At 33.5% G+C, this 20,334-nt stretch carries 15 protein-coding genes and 1 tRNA gene; 14 read left to right on the forward strand and 2 right to left on the reverse strand.

What is annotated here, in order from left to right:
* Nucleotides 1-235 precede the first annotated feature (235 nt).
* Nucleotides 236-306, forward strand: a tRNA-Gln gene (locus ACUN3A_RS11335).
* A 102-nt stretch (nt 307-408) separates the two neighbouring features.
* Here ACUN3A_RS11335 and ACUN3A_RS11340 read toward each other — a convergent pair.
* Nucleotides 409-1,236 (reverse strand): universal stress protein, encoded by an 828-nt coding sequence (locus ACUN3A_RS11340; RefSeq protein ID WP_445551400.1) that lies wholly within the window; start codon nt 1,234-1,236, stop codon nt 409-411.
* A gap of 171 nt (nt 1,237-1,407) precedes the next feature.
* Here ACUN3A_RS11340 and rimP point away from each other — a divergent pair, with 171 nt between their 5' ends.
* From rimP to ACUN3A_RS11360, 4 genes are all read left to right on the forward strand, one after another.
* Nucleotides 1,408-1,872 carry a ribosome assembly cofactor RimP gene (rimP, locus tag ACUN3A_RS11345; protein ID WP_445551401.1) on the forward strand — a complete coding sequence of 155 codons (465 nt, stop codon included), beginning with the start codon at nt 1,408-1,410 and terminating at the stop codon, nt 1,870-1,872.
* A 13-nt stretch (nt 1,873-1,885) separates the two neighbouring features.
* Nucleotides 1,886-3,139 carry a transcription termination factor NusA gene (gene nusA, locus ACUN3A_RS11350; protein ID WP_077371500.1) on the forward strand — a complete coding sequence of 418 codons (1,254 nt, stop codon included), beginning with the start codon at nt 1,886-1,888 and terminating at the stop codon, nt 3,137-3,139.
* 88 nt (nt 3,140-3,227) lie between these two features.
* Nucleotides 3,228-6,137: a translation initiation factor IF-2 gene (gene infB / locus ACUN3A_RS11355; RefSeq protein WP_445551402.1), complete on the forward strand. Its 2,910-nt coding sequence runs from the start codon at nt 3,228-3,230 to the stop codon at nt 6,135-6,137.
* A 302-nt stretch (nt 6,138-6,439) separates the two neighbouring features.
* Nucleotides 6,440-7,198 carry a 5'-methylthioadenosine/adenosylhomocysteine nucleosidase gene (locus tag ACUN3A_RS11360; RefSeq protein ID WP_445551403.1) on the forward strand — a complete coding sequence of 253 codons (759 nt, stop codon included), beginning with the start codon at nt 6,440-6,442 and terminating at the stop codon, nt 7,196-7,198.
* A 31-nt stretch (nt 7,199-7,229) separates the two neighbouring features.
* On the opposite strand, the gene ACUN3A_RS11365 is transcribed toward ACUN3A_RS11360, so the two are convergent.
* Nucleotides 7,230-7,619 carry an SPOR domain-containing protein gene (locus tag ACUN3A_RS11365; RefSeq protein ID WP_445551404.1) on the reverse strand — a complete coding sequence of 130 codons (390 nt, stop codon included), beginning with the start codon at nt 7,617-7,619 and terminating at the stop codon, nt 7,230-7,232.
* A gap of 216 nt (nt 7,620-7,835) precedes the next feature.
* On the opposite strand from ACUN3A_RS11365, the gene ACUN3A_RS11370 reads away from it, so the two are divergent.
* The 9 genes from ACUN3A_RS11370 to ruvB all read left to right on the forward strand — a co-directional run bounded on the left by ACUN3A_RS11370 (nt 7,836) and on the right by ruvB (nt 20,331).
* Entirely contained in the window at nt 7,836-9,173 is a 1,338-nt protein-coding gene (locus ACUN3A_RS11370) for a c-type cytochrome (RefSeq protein ID WP_445551405.1), read from the forward strand.
* 82 nt (nt 9,174-9,255) lie between these two features.
* Nucleotides 9,256-12,318, forward strand: coding sequence for a TAT-variant-translocated molybdopterin oxidoreductase (locus ACUN3A_RS11375; RefSeq protein ID WP_445551406.1), 3,063 nt, complete (start codon nt 9,256-9,258; stop codon nt 12,316-12,318).
* A 36-nt stretch (nt 12,319-12,354) separates the two neighbouring features.
* Nucleotides 12,355-13,758, forward strand: a complete 1,404-nt coding sequence (gene nrfD, locus ACUN3A_RS11380) for an NrfD/PsrC family molybdoenzyme membrane anchor subunit (protein WP_445551407.1) — start codon at nt 12,355-12,357, stop codon at nt 13,756-13,758.
* Nucleotides 13,751-14,275, forward strand: coding sequence for a DUF3341 domain-containing protein (locus ACUN3A_RS11385; RefSeq protein ID WP_445551408.1), 525 nt, complete (start codon nt 13,751-13,753; stop codon nt 14,273-14,275). The genes nrfD and ACUN3A_RS11385 overlap by 8 nt, the downstream gene beginning before the upstream one ends.
* A gap of 8 nt (nt 14,276-14,283) precedes the next feature.
* Nucleotides 14,284-14,832, forward strand: coding sequence for a c-type cytochrome (locus ACUN3A_RS11390; protein ID WP_445551409.1), 549 nt, complete (start codon nt 14,284-14,286; stop codon nt 14,830-14,832).
* Nucleotides 14,833-14,862: 30 nt separating this feature from the next.
* A complete protein-coding gene (locus ACUN3A_RS11395; RefSeq protein ID WP_445551410.1) occupies nt 14,863-16,218 on the forward strand; it encodes a quinol:cytochrome C oxidoreductase in 1,356 nt (451 codons plus the stop codon).
* 19 nt (nt 16,219-16,237) lie between these two features.
* Entirely contained in the window at nt 16,238-17,401 is a 1,164-nt protein-coding gene (locus ACUN3A_RS11400) for a cytochrome c oxidase subunit II (RefSeq protein WP_445551411.1), read from the forward strand.
* A 28-nt stretch (nt 17,402-17,429) separates the two neighbouring features.
* Complete coding sequence (locus ACUN3A_RS11405; RefSeq protein ID WP_445551412.1) at nt 17,430-19,226, forward strand: cytochrome c oxidase subunit I; 1,797 nt, start codon at nt 17,430-17,432, stop codon at nt 19,224-19,226.
* 82 nt (nt 19,227-19,308) lie between these two features.
* On the forward strand, nt 19,309-20,331 hold the full coding sequence (ruvB, locus tag ACUN3A_RS11410; RefSeq protein WP_445551413.1) for a Holliday junction branch migration DNA helicase RuvB: 1,023 nt from the start codon (nt 19,309-19,311) through the stop codon (nt 20,329-20,331).
* Nucleotides 20,332-20,334: the final 3 nt, after the last annotated feature.

The raw sequence follows: 20,334 nt of genomic DNA on the forward strand, positions 1-20,334 counted from the left end.
TTTTAAAAGTGTTACAAAGAAAATGTTTTTTTTTTTAAAGTGAAGTTGCATTATTATAATTTTATTGAAAATAATCAAATTGGCAAAGGCTTTGTTTTTCAAATGTTTAAGAATGTTTTGGTTTTTAAAATCCAATTATTTCAATTTTTTTTGAAGAAAAAGCTAAAAAAAGTTTGCACAACTAGGAATTTGTTTTAAATTTGCACTCGCTTAGCAGCAATGTTAGCAAGCTTACTGGTCTATGGTGTAATGGTAACACAACTGTTTTTGGTGCAGTCTTTCAAGGTTCGAGTCCTTGTAGACCAACTAGCAAAATGAGAAATCCCCGCAAACATAACGTTTACGGGGATTCTTTTTTTTAGGCAATAAATTGCGTAGTAATTTTGAATTCAATTTTGGTTTTTGAATTTATATTCTAAATGTTAATACAGGCTTGGCTGAATGATTTACTAAATCTTCCGAAATGCTTCCTGAGAAAAAGTGGTTTAAAGCGGTTCTGCCATGGGTACAAAAAGATATAATATCTCCGTTGTTTTCTTTTGAATAATTTATAATACCTTTCTCGATGTTGTTTTCGTTATATATGTCAAAAGAAAATTCAGGCATGTCAAATTCAGAAATGAATTCATTTACGATTTTACGTGCCACTGAAGTACTTTTGAAACTATTTGGTGTGCAAATCATTACTAGTTTTAATTTTGCTTCAAATAATTTGGTAAATTCTAATACTTTCTTGAAAGGTTTTTTGATTTCGTTTGAAAAATCAGAGGCAAAAACAATAGTTGTCGCTTTGAAGTCTTCTGCTTTGTTTTTGATTACTAAAACTGGAATTTCTGATTGTCGAACTACTTTCTCGGTATTTGAGCCAACGAAAATTTCATTGATGCCAGTAGCTCCATGAGATCCCATTATGATTAAATCAATGTCGTTGTTTTGTTTGGTGTAATTGTTAATTCCAGTATAAGCTCCATCAAGTCTCACAACTTCGGTAATTTTAATTCCTGCTAAATAAGGACGGTTTTTGATGTCTGCTAAAGTTTCGTCGGCTTTGCGTTTGAATAACATGATTTCTGGAATGCTTGTTTCGTTTGAAATAGCATCATTCATATGGGTGGGTAATTCTAACATGTGAATCAAAACAATTTCACTATTGGTTTTTTTTGCTATTTGTGCGCCAACTTCTATTGCTATGTCTGCATAATCTGAAAAATCAGTTGGAATTAGAATTTTTTTCATGATAATTTGGGTTTATTTTGAGTAAATCTATTTTTCAATGGTTACTTTAAAGATATAATTTTTTTAAATAGTAATCAATTTTTTAGATTTATAAAAAAACACTATATTTGCACCGTTATTTATTAAAACTTAAATAATGAGGGGACTAATGTCCCCTCTTTTTATAAAGATATGACATTTAAAGAGAAAGTAAAGCAAGTAGTAGAAGAGGCTCTTCAGGAAAAACCATCTATTTTTTTAATTGACTTGACAATAACGGATAGTTTTAAAATTATTATTGGAATCGATGGAGATAATGGAGTGGTTTTGCAAGACTGTATTGATGTAAGTCGAGCTGTTGAAGGTAACTTAGATAGGGAAGAGCAAGATTTTTCTTTAGAAGTAGCTTCAGTAGGAGTTGGTTCTCCATTAAAATTAGTTAGACAGTATAAAAAAAATATTGGTAGAACGTTAATAGTTAAAACCAATCAAGAAAATATTGAGGCAGAATTAGTTGAAGCTAATGATCTTTTTATAATTTTGTCATGGAAAGCTAGAGAAGCCAAAAAAGTGGGTAAGGGAAAAGAGACAGTTCAAAAAGAATTACAGATTCCTTACGCAGATATTAAAGAAGCAGTTGTTACAGTAACATTTTAATTAAAGAATTCGCATGGAAAATTTAGCATTAATCGATTCATTTTCAGAGTTTAAAGATGATAAACTTATTGATCGTGTAACGCTTATGGCAATTTTGGAAGATGTATTTAGAAATGCATTGAAGAAAAAATACGGTTCAGATGATAATTTCGATATCATTATAAATCCTGATAAAGGAGATATGGAGATTTGGAGAAGAAGAGTAATCGTTGCCGACGAGGATTTGGATTTTGAAAATGAGGAAATTACATTGACTGAAGCTAGAAAAATCGAAGCCGATTTCGAAATTGGCGAAGAAGTTTCAGAAGAAGTTAAATTGATAGATTTAGGTAGAAGAGCGATTTTGGCTTTAAGACAAAATTTAATTTCAAAAATACACGAACACGATAATACGAATCTTTATAAGCAATTTAAAGATATTATTGGTGATATTTATACTGCTGAAGTGCATCATGTACGTCCAAGAGTCGTAATTTTGGTAGATGATGATGGAAATGAAATTGTTTTGCCAAAAGAAAAACAAATCCCTTCTGATTTTTTCCGTAAAGGAGATAACGTTCGTGGAATTATTGAAAGCGTTGAATTAAAAGGAAATAAGCCTCAGATTATTATGTCTAGAACTTCAGATAAGTTTTTAGAAAAATTATTTGAACAAGAAATTCCAGAAGTTTTTGACGGTTTAATTATGGTTAAAAATGTTGTAAGGATTCCTGGTGAAAAAGCAAAAGTAGCTGTTGATTCTTATGATGACCGTATTGATCCTGTAGGAGCTTGTGTGGGTATGAAAGGTTCTCGTATTCATGGTATCGTTCGTGAATTAGGAAATGAAAATATTGACGTAATTAACTATACTAGTAATGTACAATTGTATATCACTAGAGCTTTAAGTCCTGCTAAAGTTTCTTCTATTAAAATTAATGAAGAAACTAAAAGAGCTGAAGTGTTTTTGAAATTGGAAGAAGTTTCTAAAGCAATTGGTAGAGGTGGTCATAACATTCGTTTGGCTGGATTGTTAACAGGTTATGAATTAGATGTAATTCGTGAAGGTGATGTTGCAGGAACTACAGCTGATGATGATGATGTTGAGTTGACAGAGTTTTCGGATGAAATTGAAGAATGGGTTATTGAGGAATTTGCAAAAATTGGTTTAGATACTGCAAAAAGTATTTTGAAACATGATGTAGAAGACTTAGTTAGAAGAACTGATCTAGAGGAGGAAACAATTTTAGATGTAATGAGAATATTAAATGAAGAGTTTGATAGTTAAGAAACTGTCTAATTCCTCATGTTAAATAAATTTCTGTTTTTATATAATAAAAACAGAACAACGAATAAGGTAATAATAAAAAGATTTTATGTCTGAAGAGAGAATTATTAGAATAAACAAGGTTTTAAGGGAATTAAATATTTCGTTAGAAAGGGCTGTGGATTATCTAAAAGATAAAGGAATTGCTATTGAGTCAAATCCAAACACAAAAATTTCTGAACAAGAATTTAATATCCTACAAAGTCAGTTTGCAGGCGACAAGGGGAATAAAGAAGCTTCTAAGGAAGTTGGTGAAGAGAAAAGGAAAGAGAAAGAAGCTTTACGTGTAGAACGTGAAAAAGAAGTTGAAGACAAACGTAAAATTGAAGAGGAACGTTTAAAACAGCAAGAAATTATTAAAGCTAAAGCTGTCTTGGCTGGGCCTGTTCAAGTTGGGAAAATTGATCTTAATCCTAAAAAACCAATTCCTGCTCCAGCTCCTGTTGTTGCTGAAAAAGTAATTGCTCCTATAGATGTAACTCCAAGTGAAACACCTTCTAAAGTTGAAGTTAAAAATGTTACTGTTGAAGCAGTTGAAAAAAAGGAAGTGCCTGTAGAAAAAGTTGAAAAAGAAACTCCTATTTCTTTAGAAAACGAGGTTAAAGATAAGCCTAAATTTAAGGAACCAAAAATTGTCGAAAAACCGAAAGTTGTTATAGATAAAAAAGTTGAAGAGTCTACAAGTGAAGCTCCAGTTGAAGAATCAATCACGACTCAATACCAAAAACTTTCTGGTGCAACTTTAACTGGTCAGGTTATTGATTTGTCTCAATTCAATAAGCCTAAAAAGAAAAAAGAAGATCCAAAAATTACGCCTAATAAGCCTGGCGCTCCTGGAGCAGCTGGTGCTAATAATGCGAATAAAAATAAACGCAAAAGAATTGCTCCAAAGCCAGGTGCGCCTAGACCGCCAGCTACTCCTGGAGTTCCTGGAGCGCCAAATCCAAATAAAATTACTCCGAATACTGGAGGAGGAGGTTTTAATGTCAATAGAAGTGCAAGACCTGGATTTGTAAAAGGAAACAGACCTGCAATTGTTGCTAAGGTTGAGCCTACTGAGGAAGAGGTTAAAAACCAAATCCGTGAAACTTTGGAGAAACTCCAAGGTAAAGGAGGTAAATCTAAAGCGGCAAAATATAGAAGAGATAAAAGAGATACGCACCGTCAAAAATCTGATGATGAGCAAAGAGCTTTAGACGAAGGAAGTAAAACTATTAAAGTTACTGAATTTGTTACTGTAGGTGAAATTGCAATAATGATGGATGTGCCAATTACTAAAGTGATTGGAACTTGTATGTCTCTAGGTATCATGGTTACCATGAACCAAAGATTAGATGCTGAAACATTAACAATTGTTGCTGATGAGTTTGGTTATGAAGTTGAGTTTATTACTGTAGATATCGAGGAAGCTATTCAAGTAGTTGAAGATAAAGAGGAAGATTTAGTTTTTAGAGCTCCTATTGTTACAGTAATGGGTCACGTCGATCACGGTAAAACATCTTTACTGGATTATATTCGTAAAGAGAATGTAATTGCTGGTGAATCTGGAGGTATTACACAACACATTGGTGCTTATGGAGTAACTTTAGATAACGGTCAAAAAATCGCATTTTTAGATACACCAGGTCACGAGGCGTTTACTGCGATGCGTGCGCGTGGTGCTCAAGTTACCGATATTGCAATCATTGTGATTGCTGCGGATGATGATATCATGCCGCAAACCAAAGAGGCTATTTCGCATGCACAAGCTGCTGGGGTGCCTATTATATTTGCAATCAACAAAATTGATAAACCGAATGCTAATCCTGAAAAAGTAAAAGAAAGATTGGCTGGTATGAATCTTTTGGTAGAAGATTGGGGAGGAAAAATTCAATCTCATGATATTTCTGCTAAAGTGGGTACGGGTGTTAAAGAATTATTAGAGAAAGTATTATTAGAAGCTGAAATTTTAGATTTAAAATCTAATCCAAATAAATCTGCTCAAGGTACTGTAGTTGAAGCTTTCTTGGATAAAGGAAAAGGATATGTTTCTACTATATTAGTACAACACGGAACTCTTAAAATTGGAGATTACATGTTAGCGGGTAAACATCATGGTAAAATTAAAGCGATGCATGATGAGAGAGGAAATATTGTTACTGTAGCAGGTCCTTCAACTCCAGTTTCTGTTTTAGGTCTTGATGGTGCACCTACTGCGGGTGATAAGTTCAATATTTTTGAAGATGAAAAAGAAGCAAAACAAATTGCCGCTAAACGTTCTCAATTAATGCGTGAACAATCTGTACGTACACAAAGACATATTACATTAGATGAAATTGGACGTAGAATTGCTTTAGGTCAGTTTAAAGAATTAAACATTATTCTTAAAGGTGACGTGGATGGTTCTGTTGAGGCATTATCTGATTCGTTCTCTAAATTGTCTACTGAAGAAATTCAAATCAATATTATTCATAAAGGAGTTGGAGCAATTACAGAATCTGATGTTATGTTAGCTTCTGCTTCAGATGCAATCATTATCGGATTTAATGTACGTCCTGCTGGAAATGCTAGACAGTTAGCTGATAAAGAAGAAATAGATATCCGTTACTACTCTATCATTTATGCTGCTATTGATGACTTGAAAGATGCAATGGAAGGAATGTTAGCGCCAGAGATGAAAGAAGAAGTTCTTGGTACAGCTGAAATTAGAGAGATATTCAAAATTTCTAAAGTTGGTTCTATCGCTGGTTGTATGGTTATGGATGGTAAAATTGCCAAAAATGCTAAAATCAGAATCATTAGAGAAGGTGTAGTAGTATTTACAGGTGAGCTTCTTGCATTGAAACGTTTCAAAGACGATGTGAAAGAAGTTGCTAAAGGATACGATTGTGGTATTCAAATAAAAGGATATAATGATATCGAAGAAAGAGATGTTATTGAAGCATACCATGAAGTTGCTATCAAAAAGAAACTGAAATAATATTTAGTTATATAATTTAAAAATCCCAATTCGTTGGGATTTTTTTTGTTACGTAATTTTAGATATCTCTATTTGCCGATTTAATGTTGTGTGGAGTATGATTATTTATTTTAGGAGGAGAAGTGCAAGATTTAATATTTTGGTTATATGTATTCTGCTTTTTATTAATTTATTTTTGAGGAAAAAAGGCAAAGATAATTGTGTAGGTAATTCAATGGTTAGCGCTAAAAATGGATGCAGTGATTCTTTGTAATTACAAACGAACTTAAGTTTTTAGTTAAATAGTTTAAATGATTTTAATAATGAATGAAAAACGAATTGGAATATTAGGCGCAATGCCCGAAGAAATTCACGGAATTGTTTCCCTGCTTAAAGATAAAAAAGAAGTAGTAAAAGGAATGCGTACCTATTATACAGGCACAATAAATGATGTTGAAGTAGTAGTAGTTTTTTCTCGTTGGGGGAAAGTAGCTTCAGCAACAACGGTAACTCATTTAATTGTTGAATTCAAGATAACTCAATTAATATTCACTGGAGTTGCAGGCGCTATTAGTCGAGATTTGAATATTGGAGATGTTATTATTGCGAGTAGTTTAGTGCAGCATGATATGGATGCTCGCCCTATAATGGATCGCTTTGAAATACCATTATTAGGGAAAACAATGCTGTTTCCGCCTAAGGATTTGCTTGATAATGCTATGGATTGTATAGGTAAATTAGTTGCGGATAAAAGTTTGATTCATTTGCTTTCGTTAAAACAGCAAGAGGTGTTTTCTTTGTATGAACAAAAGGTTGTTGTTGGTCAAATAGCAAGTGGTGATCAATTTTTTTCGAGTAATCTTCAAAAGGAGAACCTTTTGGCTGCTCTTTCAGATGTTTTGTGTGTTGAAATGGAAGGAGCTGCGGTTGCGCAAGTTTGTTTTGAATATGATGTTCCTTATGTAGTTATTCGTACTATTTCGGATATTGCAAATGAAGATTCTGTAGTAGATTTTAAAGAATTTGTCTCACAAGTTGCTTCCAAATTTGGTGTAGAAATCATTCGGAAGCTTGTGAAATAGTTTGTTTTAATTTTTTTATAGTGTAAAAATCTTATTTATTTGGTTTTATTAGAAATACATTTTTGTATCTTTTTTTGATATCAACAAGATAACTTTCTGCTTCCATTCTAGTTCTGAAATTTCCAACCCAAACTTTATAATTTGGTGTGTTAAAAATAATTGTCCCATCTAGATTTTTGTATTCTTGTTTAAATTCCGATAGCGTTTTTTTTGCATTTTCGCTTATTCCATTGAAAATTTGAATTTTGTATCTGTCATTATAAGACAAATTAGGGTTCGATTTTCTTTTTTCTGTCAGTAATTGCTCGAATTTTGGGTCTGCATTTAATGTTAAATTTGAATTTTGTGCACCTATTTTTGTTGTTGTATTACAAAATAAAAGAAGCAATAATAATGGGTGTGTTGGTCTTAAAAATCTCATAATCTGATTATTTATTTTACAAAAATAACATTTTAACAGGAAATGGAAATTCGTTTTATTATTTAGATTAAATATAAATTATAATTAAGATTATTTTAAGGTTTTGAGAATAGTTCTTAAGTCGTATTTTTGTCGAAGTTTTTAAATAAGGTTCGCTTAGTTTCATGTTTATTTGACATGAAATGGGCGATTTTAGTAGATAATCAATATTAATATATGGAAAAGGTGGGTAACCATAATTCGAATTCAAGGAAATTATTTTTAAGCTTAGCATTAGTGTTGAGTATTTCCGTAACTTCATTTGCTCAGAATGCTGCTCCAGTTGCAGCAGTTGCTGAAACAGCAGTGGCTCCAGCGGCAACTTCTGGAGGTGACGCAGCAAAAGGTAAAGAGCTTTTTAATGCTAATTGTGCTGCATGTCACAAACTTGATGCTAAATCTACAGGTCCTGCATTGAGAGGCGTATCTGAAAAGCATGAAATGGCTTGGATTTACAAGTGGGTTCATAATAGTGCTGATGTAATTAAATCTGGTGACCCTGTTGCAGTTAAGCTTTTTGAAGAAAATAATAAAGTTTCAATGACTTCTTTTCCTCAGTTATCTGAAGCGGATATTGATAATATTATTGCTTATACTTCTGAGCCAAAGGCTGAAGTTGCAGCTGCTGGACCAACTGCTTCAGTTCCTGGAACTGCAGGAGGGCAAGAAACTGGTGTTTCTAATAATGTTATTTTAGGTGCTTTGGCATTAGTGATGGCAATACTTATTGTAATGTTAGTTTTAGTAAACAAAGTATTGAGTAAAATTGCTGCTGCAAACGGAATTGAGGTTGTTTCGAAAGAGCCAACTTTACCTATCTGGAAAGCCTTTGTTAAAAATCAATTTTTAGTTTTAGTATCTGCTATATTTATGTTGCTTGTAGGAGCGTATTTAGTGTATGGATTTTTAATGCAGGTTGGTGTGGATCAAAATTATCAGCCTATACAACCAATACATTACTCTCATAGAATTCATGCTGGTGATAATGAAATCAATTGTAAATATTGCCACTCTGCTTCTAGAGTTAGTAAAACTGCTGGAATTCCTTCTTTAAATGTTTGTATGAACTGTCATAAAAGCATCAGCGAGGTTGCGGAAACTACTGCGACACCTGAATACAGTAAGGCTTTCTATGATGCACAGATCCAAAAATTATATAAAGCTGTGGGGTGGGATGCTACAACACAATCTTATACTGGAAAAACGGAGCCTGTTAAATGGGTTCGTATTCATAACTTACCTGATTTTGTGTATTTTAATCACTCTCAACACGTTACTGTTGCTGGTATCGAATGTCAAACTTGTCACGGTCCAGTTCAGGAATTTGAAATAATGAAACAATTCTCTCCTTTAACAATGGGATGGTGTATTAATTGCCATAGAAAAACAGATGTTAAAATGGAAGGAAATGAGTATTATAAAAAAATACACGAAGAACTTTCTAAAAAATATGGTGTTGATAAACTTACTGCTGCTCAAATGGGTGGTTTAGAGTGTGGAAAATGTCACTATTAAGAATTTAATTGGTATCACTAAGTGATTGAAGATTAAAGGAAAGAACAAAAAAAAATTATTAAGATTAATATTTATATATAATATGTCATCAAACAAAAAATACTGGAAAAGTGTTGAAGAACTAGACGGAAGTAGTTCTATTGTTGAGGCGCTTAGAAATAACGAATTTGTTGAAGAGATTCCTACGGATGAGTTTTTAGGAAATGAAGCGGCTTTGTCTTCTTCTTCAACTACACGTCGTGACTTTTTAAAGTACGTTGGTTTTAGTACAGCTGCGGCTTCTCTTGCTGCATGCGAAGGCCCTGTGCATTTATCAATTCCTTATGTGTTGCAACCTGAACAAATCGTTCCTGGAGTAGCTGATTATTATGCAACTTCGGTTTTTGATGGTTTTGATTTTGCAAACCTTTTGGTAAAAACACGTGAAGGGCGTCCAATTAAAATAGATAATAATACTATTGCTGGAGCAAAATTTTCTGCTAATGCTAGAATTCATGGTTCTATATTGTCATTGTATGACAGTATGCGTTTGAAAGAGCCTAAATTGGATGCTAAAAACGCTTCATGGTCTGCAGTAGATTCAAAAATTAAATCTAGTATTGTTGATGCTAAGGCAAAAGGAGGGCAAGTAGTGTTTTTAACAAATACTTTAGCTAGTCCATCTACTGAAAAGTTGATTGCTGATTTTATTGGCAAAAATCCAAATGCTAAACATGTAATATATGATGCTGTTTCTTCTTCAGAAGCTTTAGATGCTTTTGAAACTGTTTATGGAGAAAGAGCTTTAGTTGATTATGATTTTTCAAAAGCTTCAGTAATTGTTTCTGTTGGGGCTGATTTCCTTGGTGATTGGCAAGGTGGAGGATATGATGCTGGTTATGCTAAAGGTAGAATACCATCAGGTCCTACAGGAAGTAAAAAAATATCAAAACACATACAATTAGAGTCTAATATGACTTTATCTGGTGCTGCTGCTGATAAGCGTGTTGCAATGTCAACTGCTAATCAAAAACAAGCATTAGTACTTATATATAGTGTAATTACTGGTTCATCTGTTGCTAATTCATTAGATGCAGCATTTAAAGCAGATGTTACTAAAGCTGCTCAACAGTTAAAAGCTGCAGGAGCAAAAGGACTTTTAGTGTCTGGGATTCAAGACAAAAATGCTCAATTATTAGTTTTGGCTATTAATCAGGTTTTGGCAAGTGAATCTTTTAGTGCTTCTGGAGCTAGACAAATACGTAAAGGATCTAACGAAAAAGTTGCTCAATTATTAAAAGATATGAATGCTGGAAGTGTTCACACTTTGATTATGAGTGGAGTTAATCCAGTTTATACTTTAGCGGATAGTAAATTATTTGTTGAAGGATTGAAAAAAGTAAAAACTTCAGTTGCATTGTCATTAAAAGAAGATGAAACTGCTTCTTTGTCTACAATAGCTGCTCCAGTTCCTCATTACTTAGAGGCATGGGGAGATTTAACTTTGACAAAAGGAACATATAGTTTGACTCAACCAACTATTCGTCCATTATTTAATACAAAACAATTTCAAGATATTTTATTGTCTATAAATGGAATTCCTGGAACTTATTATGATTATTTGAAAGCTTTTTCTGCTTCTGTAATTGCGGGTTCTTCTTGGAATAAAGTTTTACATGATGGTGTTTATGTTGGTGTTGTAGCTGCTGCTGCTGGAGGTACTGCTGATTATACTGGTGCTGCAAATGCATTAGCTCAGGCTAAATCTGCAGGTTTAGAATTAGTATTGTATACTAAAACAGGTATGGGTGATGGTCAACAAGCTAATAACCCATGGTTGCAAGAGTTTCCAGATCCATTAACAAGGGTGTCTTGGGATAATTATGTTACTGTTTCTAATGCTGATGCTAAGAAATGGGGTTTATCAAATGAAATCGTTGCTAACGGTGGATTAAACGGTAGCTATGTAACTTTAACTGCTAATGGAGTTAAACTTGAAAATGTTCCAGTAATTGTTCAGCCAGGTCAAGCGGTTGGAACTATTGGAATGGCTTTAGGTTATGGTCGTAAAGCGGCTTTAAAAGAAGAAATGCAAGTAGGTATTAATGCCTATGCTTTATATGGTGGTTTCAATAATATACAAACAGCAACAATTGCGAAAGCTGGAGGAGAACATGAGTTTGCTTGTGTTCAAGGTCAGAAAACGTTAATGGGTAGAGGTGATATTATTAAAGAAACTACTCTTGAAATTTTTAATACTAAAGATGCTGAATTGTGGAATGAAAAGCCACAAGTTTCTTTAGATCACCAAGAAGTAGCTGCTACTTCAGTGGATTTATGGGGTTCATTTGATCGTTCTACAGGACATCACTTTAATCTTTCTATTGATTTAAATGCTTGTACAGGTTGTGGAGCATGTGTAATTGCATGTCATGCCGAAAATAACGTACCTGTTGTTGGTAAATCTGAAGTAAGAAGAAGTAGAGATATGCATTGGTTGCGTATTGATAGATATTATTCTTCTGAAAGTACTTTCGAAGGTGATAATGAAAGAAAAGAGAATATAGCTGGTTTATCTAGTTCGTTGTCTACTTTTAATGAAATGGAAAAAGCTGGAGATAATCCACAAGTTTCTTTCCAGCCTGTAATGTGTCAACATTGTAATCATGCTCCTTGTGAGACTGTTTGTCCTGTTGCTGCAACTTCACACGGGCGTCAAGGTCAAAACCAAATGGCCTATAACAGATGTGTTGGTACTCGTTACTGTGCTAATAACTGTCCTTATAAAGTACGTCGTTTTAACTGGTTCTTATACAATAAAAACAGTGAATTTGATTATCATATGAATGATGATTTAGGGCGTATGGTTTTAAATCCAGATGTTAATGTTCGTTCTCGTGGAGTAATGGAAAAATGTTCTATGTGTATTCAAATGACACAAGCAACAATTTTGAAAGCTAAAAACGAAGGAAGAACAATAAAAGATGGTGAATTTCAAACCGCTTGTTCAAATGCTTGTTCTACTGGAGCAATGATATTTGGAGATGTAAATGATGAAGAAGCTGTAGTTACTAAACTTGCAGAAGATGAAAGAAGTTATCATTTATTAGAGCATATTGGAACAAAACCAAATGTTGTATACCACGTTAAAGTTAGAAATACCTAGTACAAAAATTATTAATTAAGAATCAAATAAAGGATTATGTCGTCTCACTACGAAGCAGCCATTAGAAAACCCTTAGTTATAGGTGATAAATCTTATCATGATATAACTGTTGATGTAGCCGCACCTATAGAAGGTAAAGCAAATAAACAATGGTGGATTGTATTTACAATTGCATTAACAGCTTTCCTTTGGGGATTAGGCTGTATTATATACACAGTGTCTACAGGTATTGGTACTTGGGGATTAAATAAAACAGTTGGTTGGGCTTGGGATATTACTAACTTCGTTTGGTGGGTTGGTATTGGTCACGCTGGAACTCTAATCTCTGCGGTACTTTTATTATTCCGTCAACGATGGAGAATGGCGATTAACCGTTCTGCAGAGGCAATGACCATTTTCTCTGTAATTCAGGCAGGTTTATTTCCAATTATACACATGGGGCGTCCTTGGTTGGCGTATTGGGTATTACCAATTCCAAATCAGTTTGGATCTCTTTGGGTGAACTTTAACTCACCATTGCTTTGGGATGTATTCGCAATCTCTACTTATCTTTCAGTATCATTAGTTTTCTGGTGGACTGGTTTGTTACCTGACTTTGCAATGTTGCGTGATAGAGCTATAACACCTTTCAATAAAAGAGTATATTCTATACTAAGTTTTGGATGGAGTGGTAGAGCTAAAGATTGGCAGCGTTTTGAAGAAGTTTCATTAGTTCTTGCTGGTTTAGCAACTCCACTTGTACTTTCTGTACATACTATTGTATCGATGGACTTTGCTACTTCTGTTATTCCTGGATGGCATACTACAATTTTTCCTCCATACTTCGTTGCTGGAGCGGTTTTCTCTGGATTTGCAATGGTAAATACTTTGCTTATTATTATGAGAAAAGTTTCTAATCTTGAAGCTTACATCACTATTCAGCACATTGAATTGATGAACATCATTATCATGATTACTGGTTCTATTGTTGGTGTTGCTTATATTACAGAGTTGTTTATCGCTTGGTATTCTGGTGTAGAATATGAGCAATACGCTTTCTTGAACAGAGCAACAGGACCTTACTGGTGGGCATATTGGTCAATGATGACTTGTAATGTGTTCTCTCCGCAGTTTATGTGGTTCAAAAAATTAAGAACAAGCATTATGTTTTCTTTTATAATTTCGATTGTGGTAAACATCGGGATGTGGTTTGAAAGATTTGTAATTATCGTGACTTCATTGCATAGAGATTATTTACCATCTTCATGGACTATGTTTTCTCCAACATTTGTTGATATTGGAATTTTTATCGGAACAATAGGTTTCTTCTTTGTGTTATTCTTATTGTATGCAAGAACATTCCCAGTTATTGCACAAGCCGAGGTTAAAACTATATTGAAAGCTACAGGAGAAAAATATATTAAAGAAAGAGAAGCTAATAAACATTCACATCATGAGTAATAAAGTTATATACGCCATTTATAATGACGATGATATTTTGATGGATGCTGTAAAAAAGACACGTGCAGCTCATCATCATATTGAAGAAGTATTTACACCATTTCCAGTTCACGGATTGGATAAAGCTATGGGACTTGCGCCTACGCGTTTAGCAATATGTGCTTTTATTTATGGTTTGTGTGGTTTGTCTTTTGGAACTTTCTTGATGGATTTTGTTATGATTCAGGATTGGCCTCAGGATATCGGAGGGAAGCCAAGTTTTAGTTATATCGATAATATGCCAGCGTTTGTGCCTATTATGTTTGAAGAAACTGTATTTTTTGCAGCTCACTTAATGGTTATTACCTTTTATATGAGAAGTAGATTATGGCCGTTTAAAGAAGCTGAAAACCCTGATGTTAGAACTACTGATGATCATTTTTTAATGGAAGTTGCCATTAATAATAATGAAGAAGAATTAGTTTCTTTTTTCGAAGGTACTGGAGCGGTAGAAGTTAAAGTAATTGAAAAGCATTAATTATAGATATGAAAAGTTTATATAAAATAACATTTTTATTTGGTCTTATGATAATGGTTTCATCATGTCATAACACTGATAGTCCTAATTATCAATATTTTCCAAATATGTACGAATCATTGAGTGGTGAGCCTTATGCTGCTGCTTCAGTTGATGTGTTTAAAGATGGAAAAGAAGGACGACTTCCTGCCGTTGGTTCGGTTAATAGAGGTTTTGAACCATTCGAATATGAAAATACTCCAGAGGGATATGCATTAGCGAAAGCTAATTTAAAATCTCCATTAGATTCATTAGATAGAAATTCTGGTAAAGGAAAAGAGCTTTTCGAAATTTACTGTATTAGTTGTCACGGTGCAGCTGGTAATGGTAAAGGGAAATTAGTTGAAAGAGAAAAATTTCTTGGTGTACCTAATTATAAAGATAGAGATATTACTGAAGGAAGTATTTTTTATGTGGAAACTTATGGTTTAAATGCTATGGGTTCTCATGCTAATCAAATGAGTGCTCATGAACGTTGGTTGGTTGCTGACTATGTTCTTAAACTTAAAGCACAATAATAATTGTTGAACAAACTGATCGTAATAGATATGTATACATTTTCAAGTAAATTAAAAACTTTTTCTTTCATCTTAATGGCTATTGGTCTTTTAGGAATTGGATATGGTTTTTTAACTGCACCTAAAGACATTCAAGATGTTGAAAAGATTCTTGCTGCTGAAAGTAAGGAAGGGCATGTAGCTCATCATGAGTTGACTACTCCTGAAGCTCATGCTGAAGTATTAACAAAAGAGCAAGCAGAGGTTAAAGAGGTTGCTGAGAAGAAAGAACATGCTGAGCATGTCTTACACCAATTGCAAAATAAACCATGGTCTGCATTATATGTAGCTTGTATCTTCTTTATGTTGCTTTCTTTAGGAACATTAGTTTTTTATGGTATTCAACAAGTGGCACAAGCAGGTTGGTCTCCAGTTCTTTTTAGAGTTATGCAAGGTATTACCGCTTATTTACCAGTAGGGTCGGTTATATTTTTCATTATATTAATACTTTGTGGTTTGCATGCCAATCATTTATTTGCTTGGTTAATTGAAGGTGTTACAACTAAAGGTCATGAGAATTATGATGCAATTATTGCTGGAAAATCGGGGTATTTAAATTTCCCTTTTTGGATTGTAAGAGCTGCTATCTTTTTAGCTGGTTGGAATGCATATAGATATTTTTCTAGAAAAAATTGTTTAGCTCAAGATGAATCTAATGATAATTCTTTCTACAAAAAGAATTTTAATATTTCAGCTGGATTTTTAGTATTCTTTATTGTTTCTGAGTCTATTATGTCATGGGACTGGATTATGTCAATTGATCCACACTGGTCTAGTACACTTTTTGGATGGTATGTATTTGCTAGCTTCTTCGTTAGTGGAATTACTATGATTACAATGGTTACTATTTATTTGAAATCAAAAGGATACTTAGAGAATGTAAATTCTAGCCATATTCATGATTTAGCTAAATTTATGTTTGGTATTAGTGTGTTTTGGACTTACTTATGGTTTTCACAATTCATGTTAATTTGGTATGCTAATATTCCTGAAGAGATTACTTATTTTGTTATGAGAATTCAAGTTTATAATCTACCTTTCTTTGGAGCTGTTGTTATGAATTTCTTATTCCCAGTTTTAATCTTAATCAATACTGATTTTAAACGTATCACTTGGATTTTAGTTATGGCTGGTACAGTAATATTGTTAGGTCATTATGTTGATTTCTTTAATATGATTATGCCTGGTACTGTTGGAGGTAGTTGGTTCATTGGTGTTTCAGAAATTGCATCCGTTTTATTCTTTCTTGGATTATTTATTTTTGTTGTCTTCTCAGCATTAACTAAAGCTCCTTTGTTACCAAAAAGAAATCCATATATAGAAGAGAGTAAACATTTTCATTATTAATATTTAAAGAGATAAACAGATGACAAGTTTGTTGGTAATTATAGTTTTAGTTTTATTAGCCGTTGCAATATGGCAATTGACGAAAATATTCGATTTAACTCAGGTTTCTTCGACTTCGGACGATTCGCAAGTTGCAAACGATGATGATAACAATGTACAAGGATATTTGATGTTTGGTTTTTTAGCATTCATCTATATTTTTACAATATATGGAGTTTATACATGGGGACATTTAGTACTTCATACTCCAGCTTCTGAGCACGGTGCAACAATTGATCGCCTAATGAATATTACATGGGTTTTAATTTTTGTTGTTCAGGCTATCACTCAAGTATTATTGCATTATTTTGCTTTTAAATACAGAGGTAATAAGGATAAAAAAGCCTTGTATTTTGCTGATAATAATAAATTAGAAGCAATCTGGAGTGTTATTCCTGCTGTTGTTTTGGCTGGATTAATCCTTTATGGTTTGTATGCTTGGACTAATATAATGTTTATTGATGAGGATGATGATACTATAGTAGTTGAATTATATGCTCAACAATTTAAATGGACAGCAAGATATGCAGGTGCTGATAATGTTTTAGGTAAAGCAAATGTTAGATTAATTGAAGGAGTTAATACTTTAGGGGTTGATTTGTCAGATCCTTATGCTCAAGATGATATTGTTGTTTCTGAGTTGCATATTCCTAAAGGTAAAAAAATACATTTCAAGATGAGATCTCAAGATGTATTGCATTCTGCTTACTTTCCATATTTTAGAGCTCAAATGAATTGTGTTCCTGGAATGGTTACTGAGTTTGCATTTACTCCAATTTATACTACTGCGGAATATCAATCTTTACCTTATATGATAGAAAAAGTAGCTAATATTAATGCTATTAGATCTAAGAAAAGTTTAGAATTAGTTGCAAAAGGAGAGCCAGGATTAGATCCTTACACTTTTGAATATTTATTATTATGTAATAAAATTTGTGGTGCTTCTCACTATAATATGCAAATGAAAGTTGTAGTTGATACTCCTGAAGATTATAAAAAATGGTTAAGCGAAAAAGCTACTTTAGTTAGTGAAGTTAAAGCTTCTAAAGTTGAACCAGCTGCTCCAGGTGCTACTGCTCCTTTAGGGAAAGATTCAGCTGTTTCAAAAGATACTGCAGCTGTTGTGAAAATAGCTATGAAATAATTATTAAGAAAATTTAAAGTATAAATATATGTCAGCAGAAGGTCACGATCACGGACACGATCACGAACACGAACACCACCATAAAGACACTTTCATTACTAAATATATTTTTAGTATTGACCATAAAATGATTGCTAAGCAATATTTGTTAACTGGTATCATAATGGGTGTTATCGGTGTAAGTATGTCTTTGCTATTTAGAATGCAATTGGCTTGGCCAGAACAGTCTTTCAAAATTTTTAATATTTTGTTAGGAGATAAATTTGCGCCAAATGGTGTTATGGCTAATGATATTTATTTAGCATTAGTAACAATACATGGAACTATAATGGTTTTCTTTGTGTTGACAGCCGGTTTAAGTGGAACATTTAGTAATTTACTGATACCACTTCAAATTGGAGCACGGGATATGGCGTCTGGTTTTATGAATATGATATCGTATTGGTTATTCTTTTTATCAAGTGTAATCATGGTTTCTTCACTTTTTATTGAAGCAGGACCAGCATCTGCAGGTTGGACAATTTATCCTCCATTAAGTGCTTTACCACAAGCGATTCCTGGTTCAGGATTAGGGATGACATTATGGTTAGTTTCTATGGCTATTTTCATTGCTTCTTCTTTAATGGGTTCATTGAATTATGTAGTTACAGTTATTAACTTAAGAACAAAAGGGATGTCTATGACTAGATTGCCTCTTACTATTTGGGCTTTCTTTGTTACTGCAATTATTGGTGTTATTTCATTCCCAGTATTATTATCAGCTGCTTTGTTGTTGATTTTTGATAGAAGTTTTGGAACGTCATTTTTCTTATCTGATATTTATATTGCTGGTGAAGTTTTACATTATCAAGGTGGTTCTCCTGTACTTTTCGAACACTTGTTTTGGTTCTTAGGTCACCCTGAGGTATATATTGTAATCTTACCTGCTTTAGGTATTACATCTGAAATTATTGCTACAAACTCTCGTAAACCAATCTTTGGTTATAGAGCGATGATTATGTCAATTATTGCGATTGCATTTTTATCAACGATTGTTTGGGGACACCATATGTTTATTTCGGGTATGAACCCGTTCTTAGGATCTGTTTTTACCTTTACAACATTGTTGATTGCAATACCGTCTGCGGTTAAAGCTTTCAACTATATTACGACACTTTGGAAAGGAAATCTTCAAATGAATCCTGCAATGTTGTTTTCTATTGGTTTGGTTTCTACTTTCATTACAGGAGGTTTAACTGGAATTATTTTAGGAGATAGTACATTGGATATTAATGTTCACGATACTTATTTCGTTGTAGCTCACTTTCACTTAGTGATGGGTATATCTGCACTTTACGGAATGTTTGCTGGTGTTTACCACTGGTTCCCAAAAATGTTTGGTAGAATGTTGAATAAAAACTTAGGTTATGTTCACTTTTGGGTAACTGCAGTTTGTGCTTACGGAGTATTTTTCCCAATGCACTTTATTGGACTAGCTGGTTTACCAAGACGTTACTATACAAATACTAACTTCCCATTGTTCGATGATTTACAGAATGTAAACGTTTTGATTACAACTTTTGCTTTAATCGGTGGAGCTTTCCAATTAGTATTTTTATACAACTTCTTTAGTAGTATTTTCTTTGGTAAGAAAGCTGTTCAAAATCCATGGAAATCTAATACTTTAGAATGGACTACTCCAGTAGAACACATTCACGGTAACTGGCCTGGAGAAATTCCTGAAGTACACCGTTGGCCTTATGATTACAGTAATCCTGGACATGAAGAGGATTTTGTACCTCAAACAGTTCCAATGAAAGAAGGAGAAGTAGTTTTACATCACTAGAATTTCAAGAATTATATAAATGCCTTTCATTATTGAGAGGCATTTTTTTATATAGAACGATTACTTTTTTTACCTTTATCGCATGAATGAAAACTTAGATCCAACAAGTAATAATTACAGTTCTGAAGAGCTTGATATTGAAAAAAGATTAAGGCCATTGTCATTTGATGATTTTGCTGGTCAGGATCAAGTATTGGAAAATCTTAAGGTTTTTGTAGCGGCTGCCAATCAAAGGAAAGAAGCTCTTGATCATACCCTTTTTCATGGGCCTCCTGGTTTAGGTAAAACAACTTTGGCTAATATTTTGGCCAATGAATTAGAAGTAGGTATCAAAATTACTTCTGGACCTGTATTGGATAAACCAGGTGATTTGGCTGGGTTACTTACAAATCTGGAAGAGCGTGACGTTTTATTTATTGATGAAATACATCGTTTAAGCCCTATCGTTGAAGAATATTTATATTCTGCAATGGAAGATTTTAAGATTGATATTATGATTGAGTCTGGACCAAATGCAAGGACAGTTCAAATCAATTTAAATCCTTTTACGCTTATTGGTGCAACGACTCGATCTGGGCTTTTGACAGCTCCGATGCGTGCCCGTTTTGGCATATCTTCTAGATTGCAATATTATACCAAAGAGCTTTTGACAACTATTGTCGAACGAAGTGCAATGATTTTTAAAATGCCTATCTCGATGGAAGCTGCAATTGAAATTGCTGGTAGAAGTAGAGGAACACCTCGTATTGCTAATGCATTATTACGTCGTGTACGTGATTTTGCTCAAATTAAAGGGAATGGTACAATCGATATTGAAATTGCTCGCTACGCCTTAAAAGCATTGAATGTGGATGCACATGGTTTAGATGAAATGGATAATAAAATCCTTAATACCATTATTGATAAATTTAAAGGAGGGCCAGTTGGTTTATCTACTTTGGCCACAGCCGTATCTGAAAGTAGTGAGACTGTCGAAGAAGTTTATGAGCCTTTTTTAATCCAAGAAGGATTTATTATGCGAACGCCGAGAGGAAGGGAAGTTACAGAGAAGGCATATATACATTTGGGGAAAGTTAGGGCGAATATTCAAGGTGGACTTTTTTAAAAT

It is taken from the genome of Flavobacterium sp. WC2509 (assembly GCF_052683105.1).